The organism is Plantactinospora sp. CNZ321, assembly GCF_004217235.1.
Genome location: NZ_SHKQ01000001.1, coordinates 2,262,550 through 2,280,019, shown reverse-complemented (window position 1 = coordinate 2,280,019; position 17,470 = coordinate 2,262,550). Strand labels below are relative to the sequence as shown.

Here is a 17,470-nt window from a genome sequence, read left to right as displayed (position 1 = left end):
GGGTAATTGACCGCCGAACGGTTCCGGTTCGGCCGGCGGGTTCGGCTCCGACCAGCGGTAGTCGATCGGGTGCGGGCAAGTCGAGCAGCCCGCGATGGTACAGCGCCAACGATTCGAGGATTTTCGAAAGTACGGGGGGTGTTTGGGCCTGTGATCAGCGTGAGGGTGGACGCCGCTGGCCTCGGCAGGTCAAGATTCGTGCTGTCCCGGCTTGCCGAGCTGACGAACGGGCTGGAGGTGCTGAGCCATCCTGAGCGAACGCCGTACGCCCAGTGGTGGGTAACGGCGACCCGGCCGCTGACCGACGTCGCCGATCTCGCGGTGCTGGTCGGACTGATAAACCACTCGTCGTGGTACGTGCCCGATTTCCTGGTGCCGGTCTCACCTGAGTACGCCCCCACGCTGGCGCAGGAACTCGAGGCGGTTTCCACCACGTCGCCGGAATTGGTGCGGCAGCAGCTGCAGATGGCGTTTCGGATCGGCGCACCCTCCCCGGAGGTGTTGCGCCGTACCGGTGCTCGGCCCGGCCATGACCCCCGCGCTCCGCTGTCGCCTGCGGTCGCCGACGTGCTCGCGGCCGGAGAATCCACGCTGGCCGAGTGCGTCGCCGAGCAGCTGGCGCGCTGTTGGCGGCGGATCATGGCCGGTTCCTGGCCTGGGCTTCACCAGATCCTCGACGTGGACGTTCGGCACCGAGCGGAGGTGGCCAGTCGGGTAGGGTTCGGCGCGGTCTTCAACGATCTTCATGCTCTCCTGGACTGGGACGGTACGCGGTTCACCATGCGACGTCCGCTCAACATCAACCTCGATGCGGCGACCGCCGTGGTCCTGGTCCCGTCGGTGTTCCTCCCCGGACCGGCGCTGTGGCTCGGAACAGCCGGCCAGGCAATGTTCGGCTATCCGGCGCGGGGGCGAGGTCGGGTCTGGGCCGCCCCGGACGCACCGGCGGTTGAATCGGCACTGCTCGGAATCCGCCGGGCCGCCCTGCTCGACGACCTGGACACACCTCGCTCAACGAGCGAACTGGCTGCCCGTCACCACCTCAGCGCGGCAACCGTCTCCTACCACCTCGCCCGGCTCCGCCGAGCCGGGCTGGTCACCGGACGACGGTCCGGGCATCGCGTGTTGTACCAACGCACCGAACAGTCTGCCGCGCTGCTCGCCGTGGTGGACGCTGCCGGCCATGGCGGCGAGCCAACATCGGCATAACCGGGCCGCTACCACCAACCCCGTCCACCAGGTCAAAGCCCGACGACAAGGTCACACACACTCCAGGCGCCAGGTGAACGATCAGCCGAGACCGACGACGCGGCAGACTGACGACGCGGCATTCGCCGGGGGTGCCGGTGGGCACGAACAGGCCCGTGCAGAAGACGGGTTCGCCGGGTCACGTGCATGAGAGGTTGGAGCCGTCACCTCACATTTTCTCGCCGGGAAGGTTGCTGGCCTGCTCGATCCAGGACCGGAGCTGGTCCTCGTCCAGGACGTCGCCATGGCGGATATCGACGTAACGCACCTCGGCGTGCTTGGACGGCTTCGGGGGCATCGGGTCGAGCGAGGTCCCTTTGAGGAACGCCACCTGCACGTACTGCGTGTAGCAGCGAAACGACAGGAACCAGCCCTTGTCTTTGTGGCCGTAGTAGGGCTGGTTCCACTTCACGGCCTTGTGGACGTCGGGCACGGTGCCGACGATCAGGTCATCCAGGCGCTGCCCGATGTCCTGTTTCCAGTCGGGCATGGCGGCGATGTAGTCGCGCACCGGGCCGTTCCCCTCGCCCTTGGGGATCTGCGGGTTGCCGCCCGAGAGCAGCTTGGGCTCGGCGTCGGCCTTCTTCTTGCGGTCTGTCATGGCTCAGCCCTTCGGTGCTTCCCAGACGAATCCGTCCGGGTCGGTGAACGCTCCGGCGTTTCCGCGGACCAGGAGTCGGTGCGATCCGGCGCCGCCTTCCGGGACGCCGCCGGTCTTGACGAGCGCGGCGCGCTTGTCCAGTGCCTGACCTAAGCCGCCGCAGCCCCAGAGCGACTTCGCCGCCGGCTTCAGCACCGTGGCACCGGCGCTGGCCGCGATGTCGATAAGACTGCGCACGGTGGCCGGCTGGGACACCACCAGCGACGAAGTGAACCCCCGGAAGCCGGTCGACGGCGCCTGCGACGCGCCCACCAACACCCGGTCAGCCACATCGAAGGCCCTGGTATGGAAGGCCTCCGCCGCGGCGGTATCAGTGACCTCGATAGTCACGAACTCGATAGTTGTTGCCATATCGGCGAATATATAGCGGGCAGCGTGCCGGCGTACTGTTGGCGCTGCGAGCTGCGGTCCCGCTGGGATCGGGCATAGGAGGGCTGGGCGGGTCGGCGGGCGTTTCCGCTGATCTTCGGGGTGCCCCCGGCGGGGCATGTCACAGAACTGCAAATAGTCACCGCCCCCGCCGTCGTCGTCGGGGGCGGTGTCGTCTGTGCTGGTGTGGCCGGTGGCGGTACGGGGACCGGCGACGGTGGCGTGGGTTAGGCGGGCCAGGTGTGGGGTGGCGTGTTGGCTGACGGTGGTTCGGAACGAGACTTGGTTGGTGCGGACGTCGTGGTGGATCTGCACGGCGAAGGCGTCCAGGAGGCGACGGAGACGGTCCGTGGGTAGCAGGCTGAGTTTGATTTCCATCTCGGGAAGGTCGGCGAGGATGTCGGCGCTGCCGGGGTCGGCCGGCATGGTTTCTTCGAGGTGGGCGAGTTCGGCTGTCTTGATCTCGCGGTCACGGTCGAGTTCGGCTCGTCGCTCGGCGATCTCCGCGAACACGCTGCCGTCTGGGTCGTCGTTCTCCTCGATGACCCGTAGGAGGCGACGGCGGCGAGCGGCGATGTCGTCCAGAGTCCGTCGCAGTACCGCGATTTGTCGCCGCTGTTCCTCGGCGGCTTGTTGGGCGGTGATGTCGAGGCTGCGGGTGGCGAGTTGGACTCGGTCGGGGCCAAGGACGTAGGTGTTGAAGAACCGATCGGCGAAGTCGAGCAGCACCTCTTCGGTCACGGAGATCATGTTCGGGTGGCCTTCGGGGATGGCCCTCTCTCGGGGTTGGCAGGAGTAGTAGGTGTACTGGGTGACGGTGCGGCCGAACATGCGCCGCTGGCACGGCGCGCACCAGACGTAGGAACGAAGCGCGTAGACCCGTTTGGTCTGGCGGTGCCGGTTGGGAGAACCGTGGCGGGCGTCGGCGCGGGATCGTTCCCGCGATCGGCCGACGTTCTGCGCGGCGAGGAACGTCTCTATTGGCACGATGCCCGGGTGGGTGGGCTGTTGGGAGACGACCCACTGTTCACGGGGGTTGACCTTGCCGGGGTGCAGTTTGTCTTTGGTCGAGCGTCGGTTCCAGACCATGTGGCCGGTGTACTTGGGGTTGACGAGGATCTCGCGGACGGCCGAGCCGGTCCATCGTCCGACCGCGCGGGCCGGGTCGACGGGTTGTGGGGGCGGGTAGCGGTCGAGGTCGGTGTTGAGCCGGTCGGCGATGGCTCGGTAGGACAGCTTCTCGTCGATGCGCCAGGCGTAGATCTGCTCGACCACCGGCCCGCGATCCGGGTCGATCTTCAGCTTCGTCTTGTGCTTGCCCTGTGCCCGCTTGCCGGGGACAGGGTGTTTGTGCTTCTCGGCGAGGTAGCCGTACGGGGGCTTGCCGACGTTCCAGCCCTGGCTGGTGTGTTCCTCGAAGCCGTCCCACGACTTCTCCAGCATCTCGATCATGTACCACTCGGCCACGCCCTGCTTGGTACGCCGCAGGAGGACCTGGGCGGCGCGTTTGCGGCTGTTCGACTGCGTGATCGGCTCGTCGGCGGCCAGCAGGGGCACCCCGGCGAGTTCGAGGTCGTGCTCGATCTTGGTGCCCTGGTGGGTCCAGCGGGCGATGCGGTCGATCGACTCGCAGATCACGACGTCGAAGCGGCGATCCGGTGAGGTGGCCTCGGCGAGCATGTCGGCGAGGCCGCCGTCGCGGCGGACGCCGATGTTGAACTTCTGCCACGCTGTGCTTCGGCCCCGCTGGCTGAGTTCCTTGCGGGAGGACTCCACGTCCCAGAACCACGCGACGATGACCATGTTGGGCAGGAGCGCCCGTTCGGAGTTGGTCAATTGCCGGGGGATGGACAGGGTGGGGTCCTGCTGCTCGTCGGTGGAGGTACGCCCGAGGAACGCGACCCGTATCGTGCGCTGGGGTACGGGCGTGGTGGCGGGTGGGCGTAGCCAGTCGGGCAGGGTGCTCGTCACTGGTCGCCTCCTTCGGTGATGAGTTGGGTCAGGGCGTTGATGTAGTCGACGCTGCGCAGTCGCCATGGCATGACCGGCAGCCGGTCACCGTCGCGGATCTCGGGGGCGTGGAGGAACTCGATGCCGGCGACCGCGAGCGTGCGCAGGAGCGCGGTCCTCGTCACCGTGTCGCGGGACAGGCGGTGGAGGTCGGTGCTGATCACGAAGTCGAATCGGCGTTCTGGCCGGTTCGCCTCGGTGAGCAGGTCATCCAGACCATCGTCACGGCTGATCTCCCGCTCGTGGTCGAGGAACAGGTTGGCGGGTGCCCGCCGGTCGTCAGGCCGGGTACCGAGTTCGGAGAACACGGCCGTGATCGCGCCGTCGGGCAGCACCGAGACGCACTGCTGGTACTGACCGCCGACCACGAGGGCCGCCGTGGCGAGGTCGCTGGCCTCGGCGGTCCGGCCGTAGAACGCCACACGCGGAAGCACTGTCGCGCGGTGGATGTTCATGCCTCGGCCAGAGTGCCGGTAGTGCGGTCAGCGGCCCCCGATGGGCAGATGGCGACGGTGACGGCCCCATCGTTCGGTGCGATGGCCGGCGTGTGGTTGGGGCCGTAGACGACGATGCGCCCGGTGTCGTCGCGGGTGACAGTGGCGTACATGACGCGCGTACCTCCTGCGGTTGGTTGGTGCCTGGTCAGGCCACGGGCCGACCGCCGGCGTTGCCGGTCGGCCCGTGGACGTCGATCACCGCTCAACTCGGTGAAGGGATCAAGACCGCCCCGAGGGCAACACCGGCCACGGCACGCCGAGTGGCCCGGAGGGCGCCCGGTCAGACGGGTTCGGCGTGGTGCCGCTGCTCGTGAAGCCAGGTCAGCACGTCGAGGATCACCTCGGCTTGCAGCATGGCCAGCCGCCGACCGGCGTCGCCGTCGAGCACGGTGACGTCGAATCGCACCTCCGGTGCATCACCGCGGGCGACCGTGACCTCTGCCGACTGCCCGTCACCGCGAGCCGGAGACTCCCGACCGGGCGGGGCCGACGCCCTGCGTTGTCTGCCGTCGCCGGGCTCAGGGGCGGACGGTTCGTACCCGTCCGGTACGCCCGGATCGGGGGTGCGGGGGACGTGGGTAGGGGGAAGGAGGAACTCGGCAGGTGCCGGTTGGGGTCGGTCGCCGGGGGCGGTGGAACTGGGCTTCGGCATGGGCGTGTGAGCCACGTCCGCCGACGAGCGCTGACACTAAGGGATTACAAATCCGGGCCTCGGATTGGAAACCGCGCCCCGCGCCGAACAACTCGCGTCCCCGAGCCGCCCAGGTTGAACAAGATCCTCAACGGGTTGAACACACAGGTCAGACCCCTGAGGTGCCGACTTCCGCCGGCACGGGAGCGGCCTGAAGCTCCAATGCGATCAGTGACAGGTTGCACAGAATCTCCACCTACTTAAACAAGATCATCTCTTGCTTGAACGCGTGGCCTGGCTGACCACCTCGGGCCGTGGACGAGATCGCCATGAGGTGCGGTGCGCCGACACGCCCCGTCCGCCGACCCCGTCCGCGCCTCGTCCTGCAAGGCCGTCCGCACCAACCAGTACGACCCCCACCGTCCCCGTCCGCCGTCCGCGCCGGACGGCCTTCGTCCCCGCCGCCTGCTCGCCCCGTCCGATCGTCCCCACCGCAGCAGCGCTCGTCACCACGGAGAGGTGATCAGCCGTAAGCCCTCCACAGTGAGGAGGCCTCGATCAGGGCTCGGATGCCCGCAGCCACCGGGCGCCTTCATCGGATCACGATCGGCACGTCGGGTCGGCAGATGGTGATCCTCGCCGTGGTGGGTCGGGTCTGCTGCTCTACGCGGTGGGCTGCGCCCCGCTGTTTAGAGCGTGTCTCAGGTGGTGAGTTTGAGGTAGCGGTTGTGGCAGGTCAGGGCGGCGGCGAGGGTGATGAATGCGCAGTACAGGCCGGGGTCGCGTTCGTAGCGGATGGTCAGCCGGCGGTAGCCGGTGAGCCATGCGAAGGTCCTTTCGATGACCCATCGGTGTCGGCCAAGGCGGTGGGGGGATTCGATGCCGCGGCGGGCGATGCGGGGTCGGATGCCGCGGGCACGGAGCATGCGGCGCAGGTGCGGGTAGTCGTATCCCTTGTCGGCGTGCAGTTTGTCGGGGCGTCGTCGGCGGGGCCCGCGCCGGGACTTGACGGCGGGGATGGCCTGAACGAGAGACTCCAGGCAGCGGCTGTCGTGGGTGTTCGCGGCGGACACGCCCATGGACAGCGGGAGGCCACCGCGCTCGGACAGGGCGTGGATCTTGCTGCCGGACTTGCCTCGGTCGACCGGACTCGGACCGGTCAGACCGCCCCCCTTTTCGCCCGCACGTACGCGGCGTCGGCGGTGGCCCGGGACCAGTCGATCAACCCCTTCGCGCCGAGCTGGTCCAGGGCGGCGACGTGCAGCCTGCGCCACAGCCCGGCTCGGGTCCAGGCGACGAACCGGCGGTGCGCGGTGGCCTTGGACACTCCGAACCCGGGTGGCAGGTGCCGCCACGCGCAGCCAGTGGTCAACACGTACACGATCGCGGCGAACACCGCCCTCGCGTCGATCGGCGGCGTGCCCCCGCCCTGCGGACGGCGAGGCGGTGGTGGGATCAACGGACCGGCCAGGTTCCACAACTCGTCAGGCACCCATTGCAGGATCAACCGCTCGTCCACAGTAGAAACGATCTACCAGACCAGGCCGCCCAACCGCCACCCGAGACACGCTCTTAGGACCACACCGGCCTCGCCACAAAGGAACGTCGCGGGTTGCTCGGCGAGACCGCACCGCTGCGACAAAGCCCGAATCCTTGGCGCCCGCCGCTTGCATCGGTCGAGCTGGTTGGCCTCAACACGTTCGCCGTTCAGGGTGAGGGTTCCAACGAGAGGTCTAACGAGTGATCCAACGAGGAACACAACGACCACGAACAGCCGGGTGAACACGCCCCCTTGAACACGTCGTACGAGCACGTCAACGGGGGTGAGGAGGACCGGTGGACCGGAACCGACTGATAAGAGATATCCCTCCTACCCGCACATCTGCCACCGGCAGTTCCCGCCTGGCGGCGTCCGTCGTGGCCGCCGAACCCGGCCGACTCACCCCCGAGAACGGCCCCTGCTCGGCGCGCTTCCAGAAGCCACGGATGGTGGTGTTTCGCCCGAGCTCCACGTTCGCGACCGAGCTGCGGGATGGCCGTGCGCGCCTACGCCTCGGATCCCGTCCCGGTCAGCTCGTGACCGTCGCCGTCGGTCGCCAACGCGAACCACGAGGTCGGGGCAGCACCCACCGTGGTTGGCGCGGTGCGGCGTACCCCTGAAGCGCCTGGTCGACGGCGCGGCAGAAATCCGTACTTGATAATCGTGGTGCCGGCCTCTTGGCGTCCGGAGCACGGCTCGACCTCACCGCACGTCACGCACTCTCCGGTCGGTCGGACCGTCAGGTGGCGTTCAAGTTCCGCCTGGGCTCGTTCGACCTCCTCCAGTGCCACGCTGGCCAGGTAAGTCGTGCTCATAGCGACCCCGATGATGGCGTAACGCGCAAGGCGCGCATCCAAACGAGTGTCGGTCGAGGGCTTGGGCCGAGCTGCGTGCCGTCTACCCGTAGCGCCAGACCGTCCCCGTTCAACGACCCGTGGCCGTGCATCCGGACCTGGTCACCGACACGGGTGGCTCGTGGAGTCAGACTATTGTTTCCGTTCATGTAGTCCTGCTTCCCGACCTCAATCACGTCGCCCAGCTATCACGGTTCCGGCCAGGTCGAGCGCTACGGAAAGTGGATCACTCGCCGTAGCTGGCAGGTAGCCCTGGTCTAACCCGCTCGCCTTGATCAAGGGGCGTAGCGTCCCTTGGTGTTCGGCCGCGACAGCCGAGTGATTGATGAGGTCGCGCGCCGCGTTCGCGTCCTCGTCGTGGATAGCATCTGCCACCAACTGTTTGATCAGGCCGTCTACGACATCGGTTGGCAAGCCCACCGAGAGGTCCAGGGCCGCCAGCCCGAGGCGAACGCGGAACACTGCGAGCCCGGGAGTTCGCGGTACGGCTGACACTCGATCGATGAGGTCAGCGTGGTCGACGGCGACAGTCCCCACGGCCAACTCCTGCCAGGTGTTGAGGAGCCGATGCACCGATTGCTCCCACGGCGTTTCGATCTTGGTGGCCGCGAGGAGGGCCGCTGCAGCCGGCCCTTCGTCTTGCAGGAGATGGGCGACGATCGCAACCTGTCGTCCATCAAGGAGTGTCGGTCCAATCCCGTCGTATCGGCGTACATGGTTCACGGCGTCGTTCCACCGTCCGGCGAGGGTTAGGGCACGGGTTCCGTCGGAGAGGAGTGTGCCGCGCAGCCAACTGATGATCTGGTGGAGTTCTTCGGGATCAGCGGGAAGTTGTCGAGGGTGTATCTCCAGGTCCTCGAGAAGAGCTGGAGTGCCGCCGACGATGGCTGCGTACAGATGAGTGAGTAGGCGGTACGCGCCGTCACCATCGCCTTCACGAATGCGCAGGCGAGCGAGGTTGACGACTGGTTCGAGAGCGAAGCGGGCCGTGTAGCCGTTCAGCGGGGCCCGGTTGAGGTAGAGACTCGCGTGGCGGCGGCACCAGGCGCGGGCAAGGTTGCGGTCGCCACAGTCGGAGGCGACGAGGGCCGCCCCGTTGAACACCATGGACGCCTTGTCCGGATCGCTCTCGCAGTGTGCGGTCTCGGCGAGCCTGACGAGCCGGTCTACCCGAGCGTCCAGTGGTTTGGCGGGCGGTCGTTTGCGGGCGACGAGAGGGAAGCGGGCGGCGATGGTGGCGGCAAGAGACGGAGTCATGGTGTCCTCATCTGCTGCGGAAGGGCCGCATGGTGGCAACGAGGTGCGTCCAGGTCGTGCGTGACGTCTCAGCTGCGCTCGTCCCTGCGGCGCCGGGGCGGGACAGGGCACCGCCCCGGCCTGGATGCGGTCAGAAGGAGATCGTGAGGATGGTGTCGGATCGGCTGATGTCGTCGCGTCCGGCGGGCCGGATTCCTGCGCGGTGGGCGGTGACGGTGGGCTGGTTGGGGCGGCCTGCGGCGTCCCATTGGTCGAGCAGGTTGGTCAGGTCGGTGGCGAGCGTGGTGGCATCCGGTCCGTGAGCGATCGCGCCGAGTTCGTGGTGACCGTTGCCCACATCCTGAAAGGCGAGGTAGGCGATGGTGCCGCCGTGGTAGATGGCGGCACCGGCCCACCGGTAGGCGGGAGTGACCAGCCCGCTGGTGCGGGCGGTGTCGCCGACGCCGAGGCGGCCGAACGGTCTGTTGGCGTGCACGAGGAGCCACAGGTCGAGGTGGCCGATCGGGTCGGCGTCGCTGACCTGGATGCCGGTCCAGCGTTCGAACCGGGGGTGACTCAGAGCCTTGGCGAGGGCGGCGCGATCGGGCTGGTCGGTGGCGTCGAGTTTGAGGACCACGTCGGCGTCGAGGCGTACGTGGTGATCGGTGTGTTCGGTGCTGCCGCGCATGGGAACGAATCCGCACACCAGCGGTGTCGTGGTGCTGACCAACTGGTCGGGGCCGGTGCGGTCGAAGGCGAAGCATCGGGTCAGGCCGCTCTCGTGCACGCGCAGGGGCACGACGATGCGGCCGTGGTCGGCGAGTTGTTTCCACCAGGCGGCGGCGATGTCCCAGGCTCCGGCGGTGACGATGATCCGGTCGTAGGGCGCGTGGTCGGGGTCGCCGAAGGCTCCGTCGCCGCAGACCACCTCGACGGTGTCGTAGCCGGCGCGGTCGAGGCCGGCGCGAGCGCCGGCGGCGAGGTCCTGGTCGAGTTCGATGGTGACGACCGTGCCGCCGGGGCTGGCCAGCTCGGCGAGCAGGGCGGCGTTGATGCCGGTGGCCGCGCCGATCTCCAGGACGCGGTGGCCGGGTTGGGGTGCGAGTTGTTCGAGCATGTCCGCGACGAGGCTGGGGCTCGACGCTGATGACAACGCCGCACCGCTGGGGTCTCGTTTGGTGACGATCTGGCGGCGGGTGTACACGGTTTCCAGGTCGACGCCGGGGAGGAACTGCTCGCGGGGGACCGCACGGAACGCGTGCGCCACGGCGGCGGAGCGGATGTGTTCGCGCTGTTCGAGCGTGCTGACGAGCTGTTCGCGCAGCGTCGCGGCACTCGACGGTCCCGGTGCGGTGGGGAAAGTGTTCACTGCGTTGACCCTACTGTCGATCTTGGCGGTGGGCTGATAGCCGGATGGGGTGTCGAACTGGTGGTGGAAGGTGACGGTCACGGCCGCCATCGCGAGCAGCCAGGCATCTGCGGCGGAGATGCCGAGCCGGTTGAACAGGAACAGAAGGTGGTGGGTCAGCACCTCGCGTAGGTCGCGGGTCAGCGCACCGTGCCGGTCGAGGAAGCCGAGGTCCGCGCCCGCCTGCTCGTGGGCTTGTGGCCAACGCGGGGTGACGGCCAGAGGGCTTCCGGCCGTGTCGTCGGCTGCGGTGATCAGGCGCTGCACCGCCGCGATGAGCCGTGGGCTCGGTGCGGGGGCGTTCGGCTGGTGCCGGCGGGAGGCGAGAAGCCGCCAGACGTCGCCCTGCTCGGAGAACTCCAGTCCGGCGGCACGCATGAGGCGAGTGGCGAGCAGGACGCCGAGTTCACGCCGATGGGTGCCGCCGGCGGTGGCGAGATGGCCGAGGATGTGGCGGCTATCAGCGTGGAAGAGGGTGTGGGCGATCGTCATTGCCTGGCCCCCGCCGAAGGCGTACGCCTCGGGCCGGTAGATGGGCTCGGTGATACCGCGGATGCGGTCGTCGTCGGTGATGGAGGCGAGGAGGGCGTAGACCTGGGCGAGCCGGTCGCCGGGCAGGAGCCGCAGCCGCCACGTCTCGTTCTTACGGATGAACCAGAAGGCGGTAATCGCCCGGTGGTCTTCCGCAGCGATGAGCTCAGCGGCGAGCCGCGTTGCGGCGAAATCCTCAGCGGTCTGCCAGTCCGAGAGGGTCAGGTTGATCTGGCGCCATCGGCTCGCCGGTGCCACGCCTGGTGGCTCGGTGTCGGGTTCGGAATCGAGATCCACGACGCTCCTCGTCTAGTTGATCAGTAGGCTGGTGGCCCAGCGGACATCGGTGTCGGTCGCGACGGTGTGCAGGGTGAGGGCGATTCCGGCGGGGCCTGTGATCAAGCCGGATCGCGCCGGGGTGGTGTCCGTGGCGTGCTGGATCAGCAGGCGCACGATCTGGGGCAGCTGTTTCTGGAGGCTGGTGGTGCGGGCGTCGGCGGCGGCGTACCAGGCCGTAGCGGCAAGCCCTGCCCAGCCGTGGCACAGCGACGGATCGACGATCCGGCCGAGTTGGAGGGGATCGGCCAGGCAGCGGGTCAGGGCCTCTTCTGCCACCTCTTGCCGGGCGGCGTCGTCGAGAGCGATCCCGGCTAGCTGCTGGGCGCGGGCGACTCCGGGGGTGCCATAGCACCAGGACGGCCGCGCCGGTCCGCTCATCGAGGGTTTCCCGGCGTGCAACTCCGCGACGGTGATCTTCTCCGGCCACCACGGTCCCGCAGGGCTTGTCTGCTGCCAGCGGTCGAGCCACGTGCAGATTCGGCGGATCGCCTCCGCGTGCCCCGGCACCCGGATGTTCTGCCGCATCGCCAGGGCCAGGAGAGCCAAAGGGCCGGTGATGCCGTGCGCCATGCCAAAGTTGGCATGCCCGCCCTGCTCCGAACCTTCGCGATCGGCGGGGTCTGCGCTCCACCAACCCGGTGCGAGTCGGCCTGCGGTGTCGTCGGTGTGCACCGGCTCGGTGAGTTGGACCAGGTACGCCAGCACCCGCCGGAGCAGAGGTCCGTCCGGGGTGCGGCGCAGCAGGTGGGCTCCCAGGCCGGTCAGCCCACGTACGAGGTCGAACTCCGACAGCGAGGGCCGGGCACGTGCTGCGAGGCGTGCCGTGGCAGCGGACAGACGGCGTTCCACCAGGTCATCGAGGGCATGATCAAGCGCTTCCAGCGCTGCGGGGCGGGCGTGCGGCATGGCCATGGTCAGCGCGTGGGTGACAGCGGGTGCGCCGAACCAGAGTCCGGCTCCGCTGCCGTTGTTCAGCGTGTCAGCGGTCGCCCGTCGCAGCCAGGCATGGACCGGTTCACACCCACCGTGTCCTGTCTGCGCTCGCACCCCATGCAGGAGTGCCACCCCGGCGGCACCCCGAGACAGCGACTGGGCGTACCAGCGGGTACTGCGTGGCCCGTAGTCGTCTGCTGCGAAATCCGGGGGCGGCGGCTCGGTCAGGGTGTCGGTGATACATGCGGCCATCGCCTCGGCCGCCCGTAGCAACGGTGTCCTCAGCGGTGTTTCAATCATTGAGATGCTCCTACGGCCCGAACCCGGCGGCGCACCGCCGCCAGCGCGACATGGCGAGCCAACCGATACGTGAGCTGCTCGGCGTCGTCGTCGGGACCGAGAGCGCGAACAAAATGCAGGTGCATCAGCGACGCGAGCACCGAGGCGGGGGTGACCGGGCCGGCGACGGCGGACAGTTCGGCGGCGTACCGGTTTGCGGCCCTGGAGCGTTCTTGCCATGCGTGCTGGATGGGCTCGGGAAGTTCGCTCGGGTCGAGGGTGACCGCTTGACGCAGTACATCTCGCTGGATCGGTGCCTGCCCGGTCTGCTCGGGACGCGCCACCAGCCACTCGCATCCGTCGGTGCGGCTGCCGAGGATCGAGGCGGCCAGATCGACCATGCTCAGTGCGGCCAGTGCCTGCCGATTGATCCCAGACTCGGGCTGCGCTACCAGCTGTGCCAGGGCTGCGGTGGAATCGGCGGCGAACAACTTCTCGGCCGCTGCCAGCGCGGTGCCGCAGCCGTAGCGACCGGACTCGGGATGGTAGGGGTCCAGGCTCCAATCGCCGGCAAGGCGCTGCTGTCGGAGCCCGGCGACCCACCGCCCGACCCGTACCGCCGCGTCGCCGTAGTCACCGGTGTGCAGTCGTAGTCGAAGATGCGGGGTGGGGCGTCGCATGCGGACGAACCACCACAGCGGCGGCTCGGGCCAGTCGGCGAACAGCGCGGGCAGCCCTCGGGCCAAGACCAGCTCCACCGTCGAAGGGTCGACGGCCACCGAAGCGGATAGCAGGTCACTGGCACCCGGTATGACCGGCTCGGGGGGAGCGGGTGGCGGCCATGCGCCTCGCGCGGTAACCGCAGCCGGCGCGGCAACGGGCGCAACCGTCGAGGCGACGGGCACGACGATCTCGTGGGCGCGGCCTGAGAGCCAACCGAAGTCCTCCGGGCTCGCCGCGTCCACCACGGTTACCGGTCCGACGCTGGCGTCCAGGTGGGCACGCAGCAGGGCACGATCCATGGACTGATCGAGGTGGAGCCAAAGCCGCTGGTCACCGTTTCCGACCTGCACCCATGCCGGCAGCCGCAGCCTCGTCCGAAGCGCCTCCCAAGCGGTCAACCATTCGCCATCGCCTGCGTTCGCACCGGGCAGGGCCGTCGGATCGACGCGCCACCGGGCCGCCGCCAGGAGGACGCGGCCGTACCTCAGCGCGGGTCGAAACGGCAAGCAGGAAGCCGCACCCCAGTCGAACGGTTTCAGCCGGGCATCCGTGGCTCGTGGCAGTTCCAGGAGGAACCGGCCGAGCAGCGGCATCGTGTGTACGGCGGCAGCATGCGCCACTGTCGGCTCCACCACCCGCCGCCGCGACATCGACACCAGCACCAGCCGATCGCGTCCGGCGGTCACACCGAGGTCGTCGAGGCCAAGCACGTTCTCGGCCACGGGCCGGTGCTCGGCCAGGCTGACCAGCCACGGGAGTACCTGCCGGGAGTTGAGCACGTTCTGGGCGTGTAGCTTGCGCGGCGGGAAGCTCAGCTGCGCAGGCATGGCCCCGGCCACCGCGACTGGAAGGCGTGCGAACTCCCGGCACATCAACTCCCGATCGGCGTAGGGCAGCCCGTCGAGGAAGCGCCCGCTCGTAGCCATCGCCGAGCGGCCCATGCCGGTCAGCGCGACCGTGAACCGTCCCTGGGTCAGCGCCTCCAGCGAGACCGCACGGACCTCTGCCGAGACGTCGACGTGAGGGCTGACAGGCCCGGCGACTCCGCCAGTGCCGGCGAGCCATTCGACGTCCATGTCATCGAGAACCACCTCACGAGCACCGTCGACCAACGCCTGCTGAGCCATCGCGAGCAGGCGCTCGTCACGGCCGGACAGCAGAGCCGCAGGCGCGTCGGCCACAGTGCCGAAGTGTTCGGGGAAGCCCAACCCGACGAGCGGATCTACCAGCCGATCCAGCGGCACCACCGCCGTCATCCCGTAGCGGTCGACGAACCGGGCACGGTACGCACGCCACTCGGGCCGCCCCGACGGATCTGGCGTCAGCCGTCGCAGCACCTCCACCGATGCCGCGATCTCGGCGGCGACCTGCTCCGGCAGTGCGACCTGATCTGCGAGCTGAAGATCCACCGCGAGTGGCTGGGTGGCTGGTGCCACGTTGCGCATGTGGTCGGCGAGCCCACGAAGGTATATCGCGCTCCCCGCGCTGGTGACACCGAGACGATCATGCAACGAGCGCAGCTCGACCCGAAGGGCTCGCTGTCCCTCAGGATCACCGTCGAACACCGCATTGAGGGTGTCCAGGACATGCCTGATCGGGTCCGTGCACGTCGATGGTGGTCGGAGAGCGGAGATCAACACTCCATGGTCCACCAGGCCGGCAACCATCGCGTCAGCGGACGCCCATGGGAAGTCTGGAAACGCAGCAGCGACCGTGTCGACCAGCTCAGCCCACGGCACGGGGGCGCGGGCGAGTGACACCGCCATCCGTACCGCTTCGGTGTTCCTCACCGAGGTCGACTCCGCACGTGCAGAGGCGTGCGGCCGGCGTGCCACGACGATCCGAGGCCCGTTCACCAGCGCCAGGTTGTTCGCCTGCAGGGGTAGACGGCGGCGTACGTCGGGTTCAGCTTCAAGGCGCGCGATCAGGGACGCGAGCCAACTCGCGTCCGGCCGTACCCGGATCGCCGGCTGTCCCGCCGGCACCACCGCAGCCACCGTGTCGAACCGCAGGGTCGCCACCCCCGAGAACAACCCGAAGGGTGTCGCCCGCCGCTGCGCACGGACCAGGTACCGCGCCAGCGCCAGCGCCATCCGCCACCCTCGGTCCGGAGTAGCGCCTCCTGTGGCGAGGACCGCTTCTACGCGAGCAGCGAACTCAGGGCTGGCCGCCCAGACGGCCTCGGCCAGGCCGACCTTCCGCCACGTTGCGTGCAACCAGTCCGCGATACCGGAGGCGTCGCTCCGCTCCGGCCAAGGCGCTGGGCCGTCGGGCCATGAGTGAGCGGCAATGCGGATCGTCGCGGCATCGACTGACCGAAACATGAGTCGTTCTCCTTCCGTCACGAGGCGCTTCTCCGGGGACATGGCTGGATGTGGGGGTGCCGGTTCCGGCAGGCATCGGGGGATCGCCTGCCGGAACCAGCGGGGGTGCTCGGTCAGCAGTCGCTGCCCTTCACGGTGTCGCAGCCGTCGTCCGTGTCGGCCAGCAGGGCGGCGGCGACCGGACCCTCCGTGACGATCTGCACGTCGAGCTCGAACGGGTCGTCGCTGACGGCGAGCAGGCTGTTCATGGCAACCTCCAATGGGACTGGATGGTGGGTGGGCAGGTAGCCCCCGCAGCTACCGGCACGTTGGCTGGCGGATCGATCCGCCTTTGCTGGAACGGCGTCCAAGGAGAACTCGCGACGTTCGGCCTGCCCGCCGCCACGCCCTCCCCGGCAGTGACAGCGGGCAGGGGCCTTAGGTATGCCGAACGGCTATCAGCGTTGCGCTCGTGGCGTCCATGCCGTTCCTCCCGCACCTCGGATCGTCGGGACTACGCCGCGAACCTGTCGCCGCGTGCCCCCATTACAAGCCGTAGACACATCGCTTGTGGTGCATCCACGATCGCGGTTCTTGCGTAGCCCCGGGAACACCGGCCAATGGGGAAAGTTAGGGGGAGACTTACCGGTCGCCGTGCGCTTGACCAGGGGTTTCTATGCGGAATGCATGATTGGCGCTGGCGGTGGTCGGCGAAACAGGCGCTACGCTCTCGTCGCCGGGCTCCAGGCAGGATGGACCACCGGGCTATTCGTGTCTCTCGCCGGAGGTGTCGGTGATCAGTCCATATGTTCGTCGTCGCCGGCTCGCTGCCGAACTCGTGCGACTGCGGGAGGAACACGGCTACTCCGCTGAGCGGCTCTGCAAAGAGACAAAAATTGCCAAGCAGAAGCTGAGCCGTTTGGAGAACGCGAGAGTCCGACCAGATCAAGACGAGATCATGCGAATCCTCGACCACTTCCGGGTTGACGAGCAGCGCTGGGAAGAGATCATGGCCATCGCTCGCGAGTCCCAGGAGAACGGCTGGTGGGAGAAGTTCCGCGTCGAGATGGGACCACGGCAGGCCCTCTACGCGGACCTGGAAGCCGGTGCGGAGCACATCGCTGAGTACCACATCACCCTGCTGCCGGGCCTGTTGCAGATCCCGGCGTACACCGAGGTCCGCGCGGTGGCAGATCGTGCTGCCTACCCCCGGAGATTCACGGTGGAGCGAGCACTGGAAGCCCGAGCTGCCCGGCAACGGGTCCTCGACAGACCCGGCGGACCCACCTACGAAGTGATTATCGATGAGCTCGCGATCCGTCGGCACGCCGCACCGCCGGAGGTCGTCCGCGCGCAGCTTGACCACTTGATCAACGTCGGTCACGAGAAGCGGAAGATCACGATCCGGGTACTACGGCTGACGGCGCGAATCGCTGGCAACGTGGTACCTCGGTCGTCGTACTTCAGCTACCGATACCCCGACCCGAGCGATCCGGTGGTCGTCGCGGTCGACACCATCACCAGCGACCTCGTCCTCACCGACCCGGACGAGGTTGCCAACTACGCCTGCCTGTACGAGCGCCTGCGTTCCGCGGCCCTCAGCCCCGCCGACAGCCTCAACTTCCTCGCCAGGGTGGCGGAGGAACTGCCCGACTACACCAGGAGATGACCATGTACCCCGAGAAGTTCACCAACTGGCGGAAGTCCAGCCGCTCCGGCGGTGGCGACAACTGCGTCGAGGTCGCCTTCGCGCTCGACGGCACCGTGGGGATGCGGGACTCGAAGGACCGGACGGGACCAGTGCTGGGGTTCACCCGGGGCGAGTGGACGGCGTTCACTGACGGCATCCGCGACGGTGATTTTGACGCACACTGAGCTGCGGTCTCGTCGGCGCGCCCGGGAAGCCGG

At 68.3% G+C, this 17,470-nt stretch carries 14 protein-coding genes; 3 read left to right on the top strand and 11 right to left on the bottom strand.

What is annotated here, in order from left to right; translation table 11 throughout:
- Window positions 1–6 precede the first annotated feature (6 nt).
- Window positions 7–1,209, top strand: coding sequence for a DUF5937 family protein (locus EV371_RS10160; protein ID WP_207230450.1), 1,203 nt, complete (start codon window positions 7–9; stop codon window positions 1,207–1,209).
- A gap of 208 nt (window positions 1,210–1,417) precedes the next feature.
- On the opposite strand, the gene EV371_RS10155 is transcribed toward EV371_RS10160, so the two are convergent.
- The 11 genes from EV371_RS10155 to EV371_RS10090 all read right to left on the bottom strand — a co-directional run bounded on the left by EV371_RS10155 (window position 1,418) and on the right by EV371_RS10090 (window position 15,831).
- Window positions 1,418–1,849, bottom strand: a complete 432-nt coding sequence (locus tag EV371_RS10155; RefSeq protein ID WP_130461824.1) for a DUF1801 domain-containing protein — start codon at window positions 1,847–1,849, stop codon at window positions 1,418–1,420.
- Between the two features lie 3 nt (window positions 1,850–1,852).
- Window positions 1,853–4,249, bottom strand: a complete 2,397-nt coding sequence (locus tag EV371_RS10145; RefSeq protein ID WP_486484563.1) for a recombinase family protein — start codon at window positions 4,247–4,249, stop codon at window positions 1,853–1,855.
- Complete coding sequence (locus EV371_RS10140; RefSeq protein WP_486484562.1) at window positions 4,246–4,722, bottom strand: hypothetical protein; 477 nt, start codon at window positions 4,720–4,722, stop codon at window positions 4,246–4,248. The genes EV371_RS10145 and EV371_RS10140 overlap by 4 nt, the downstream gene beginning before the upstream one ends.
- A gap of 17 nt (window positions 4,723–4,739) precedes the next feature.
- On the bottom strand, window positions 4,740–4,895 hold the full coding sequence (locus EV371_RS33345) for a hypothetical protein (RefSeq protein ID WP_165436652.1): 156 nt from the start codon (window positions 4,893–4,895) through the stop codon (window positions 4,740–4,742).
- A 170-nt stretch (window positions 4,896–5,065) separates the two neighbouring features.
- Window positions 5,066–5,191: a hypothetical protein gene (locus EV371_RS34245; RefSeq protein WP_486484561.1), complete on the bottom strand. Its 126-nt coding sequence runs from the start codon at window positions 5,189–5,191 to the stop codon at window positions 5,066–5,068.
- 926 nt (window positions 5,192–6,117) lie between these two features.
- Window positions 6,118–6,923, bottom strand: a protein-coding gene (locus EV371_RS10120) for an IS5 family transposase (RefSeq protein WP_486484927.1) whose coding sequence is annotated in 2 segments (ribosomal slippage) — window positions 6,118–6,579 and window positions 6,582–6,923 — 804 coding nt in all. Because the reading frame shifts where the segments join, the coding sequence is not laid out codon by codon here.
- Between the two features lie 1,055 nt (window positions 6,924–7,978).
- Window positions 7,979–9,067 carry a hypothetical protein gene (locus EV371_RS10110; protein WP_130461820.1) on the bottom strand — a complete coding sequence of 363 codons (1,089 nt, stop codon included), beginning with the start codon at window positions 9,065–9,067 and terminating at the stop codon, window positions 7,979–7,981.
- Window positions 9,068–9,197: 130 nt separating this feature from the next.
- Window positions 9,198–11,282, bottom strand: a complete 2,085-nt coding sequence (gene fxlM / locus EV371_RS10105; RefSeq protein ID WP_130461819.1) for a methyltransferase, FxLD system — start codon at window positions 11,280–11,282, stop codon at window positions 9,198–9,200.
- Between the two features lie 12 nt (window positions 11,283–11,294).
- Window positions 11,295–12,509: a lanthionine synthetase C family protein gene (locus tag EV371_RS10100; protein ID WP_130465793.1), complete on the bottom strand. Its 1,215-nt coding sequence runs from the start codon at window positions 12,507–12,509 to the stop codon at window positions 11,295–11,297.
- 44 nt (window positions 12,510–12,553) lie between these two features.
- Window positions 12,554–15,583 (bottom strand): lantibiotic dehydratase, encoded by a 3,030-nt coding sequence (locus EV371_RS10095; protein WP_130465792.1) that lies wholly within the window; start codon window positions 15,581–15,583, stop codon window positions 12,554–12,556.
- Window positions 15,584–15,696: 113 nt separating this feature from the next.
- A complete protein-coding gene (locus tag EV371_RS10090) occupies window positions 15,697–15,831 on the bottom strand; it encodes an FxLD family lanthipeptide (protein WP_130461818.1) in 135 nt (44 codons plus the stop codon).
- A gap of 524 nt (window positions 15,832–16,355) precedes the next feature.
- Between EV371_RS10090 and EV371_RS10085 the strand changes: the two genes are divergently transcribed.
- Together EV371_RS10085 and EV371_RS10080 are read left to right on the top strand one after the other, a co-directional pair.
- Window positions 16,356–17,231 (top strand): Scr1 family TA system antitoxin-like transcriptional regulator, encoded by an 876-nt coding sequence (locus EV371_RS10085; RefSeq protein WP_130465791.1) that lies wholly within the window; start codon window positions 16,356–16,358, stop codon window positions 17,229–17,231.
- Complete coding sequence (locus tag EV371_RS10080) at window positions 17,228–17,437, top strand: DUF397 domain-containing protein (protein WP_130461817.1); 210 nt, start codon at window positions 17,228–17,230, stop codon at window positions 17,435–17,437. Before EV371_RS10085 ends, EV371_RS10080 begins: the two co-directional genes overlap by 4 nt.
- The last annotated feature ends 33 nt before the right edge of the window (window positions 17,438–17,470 follow it).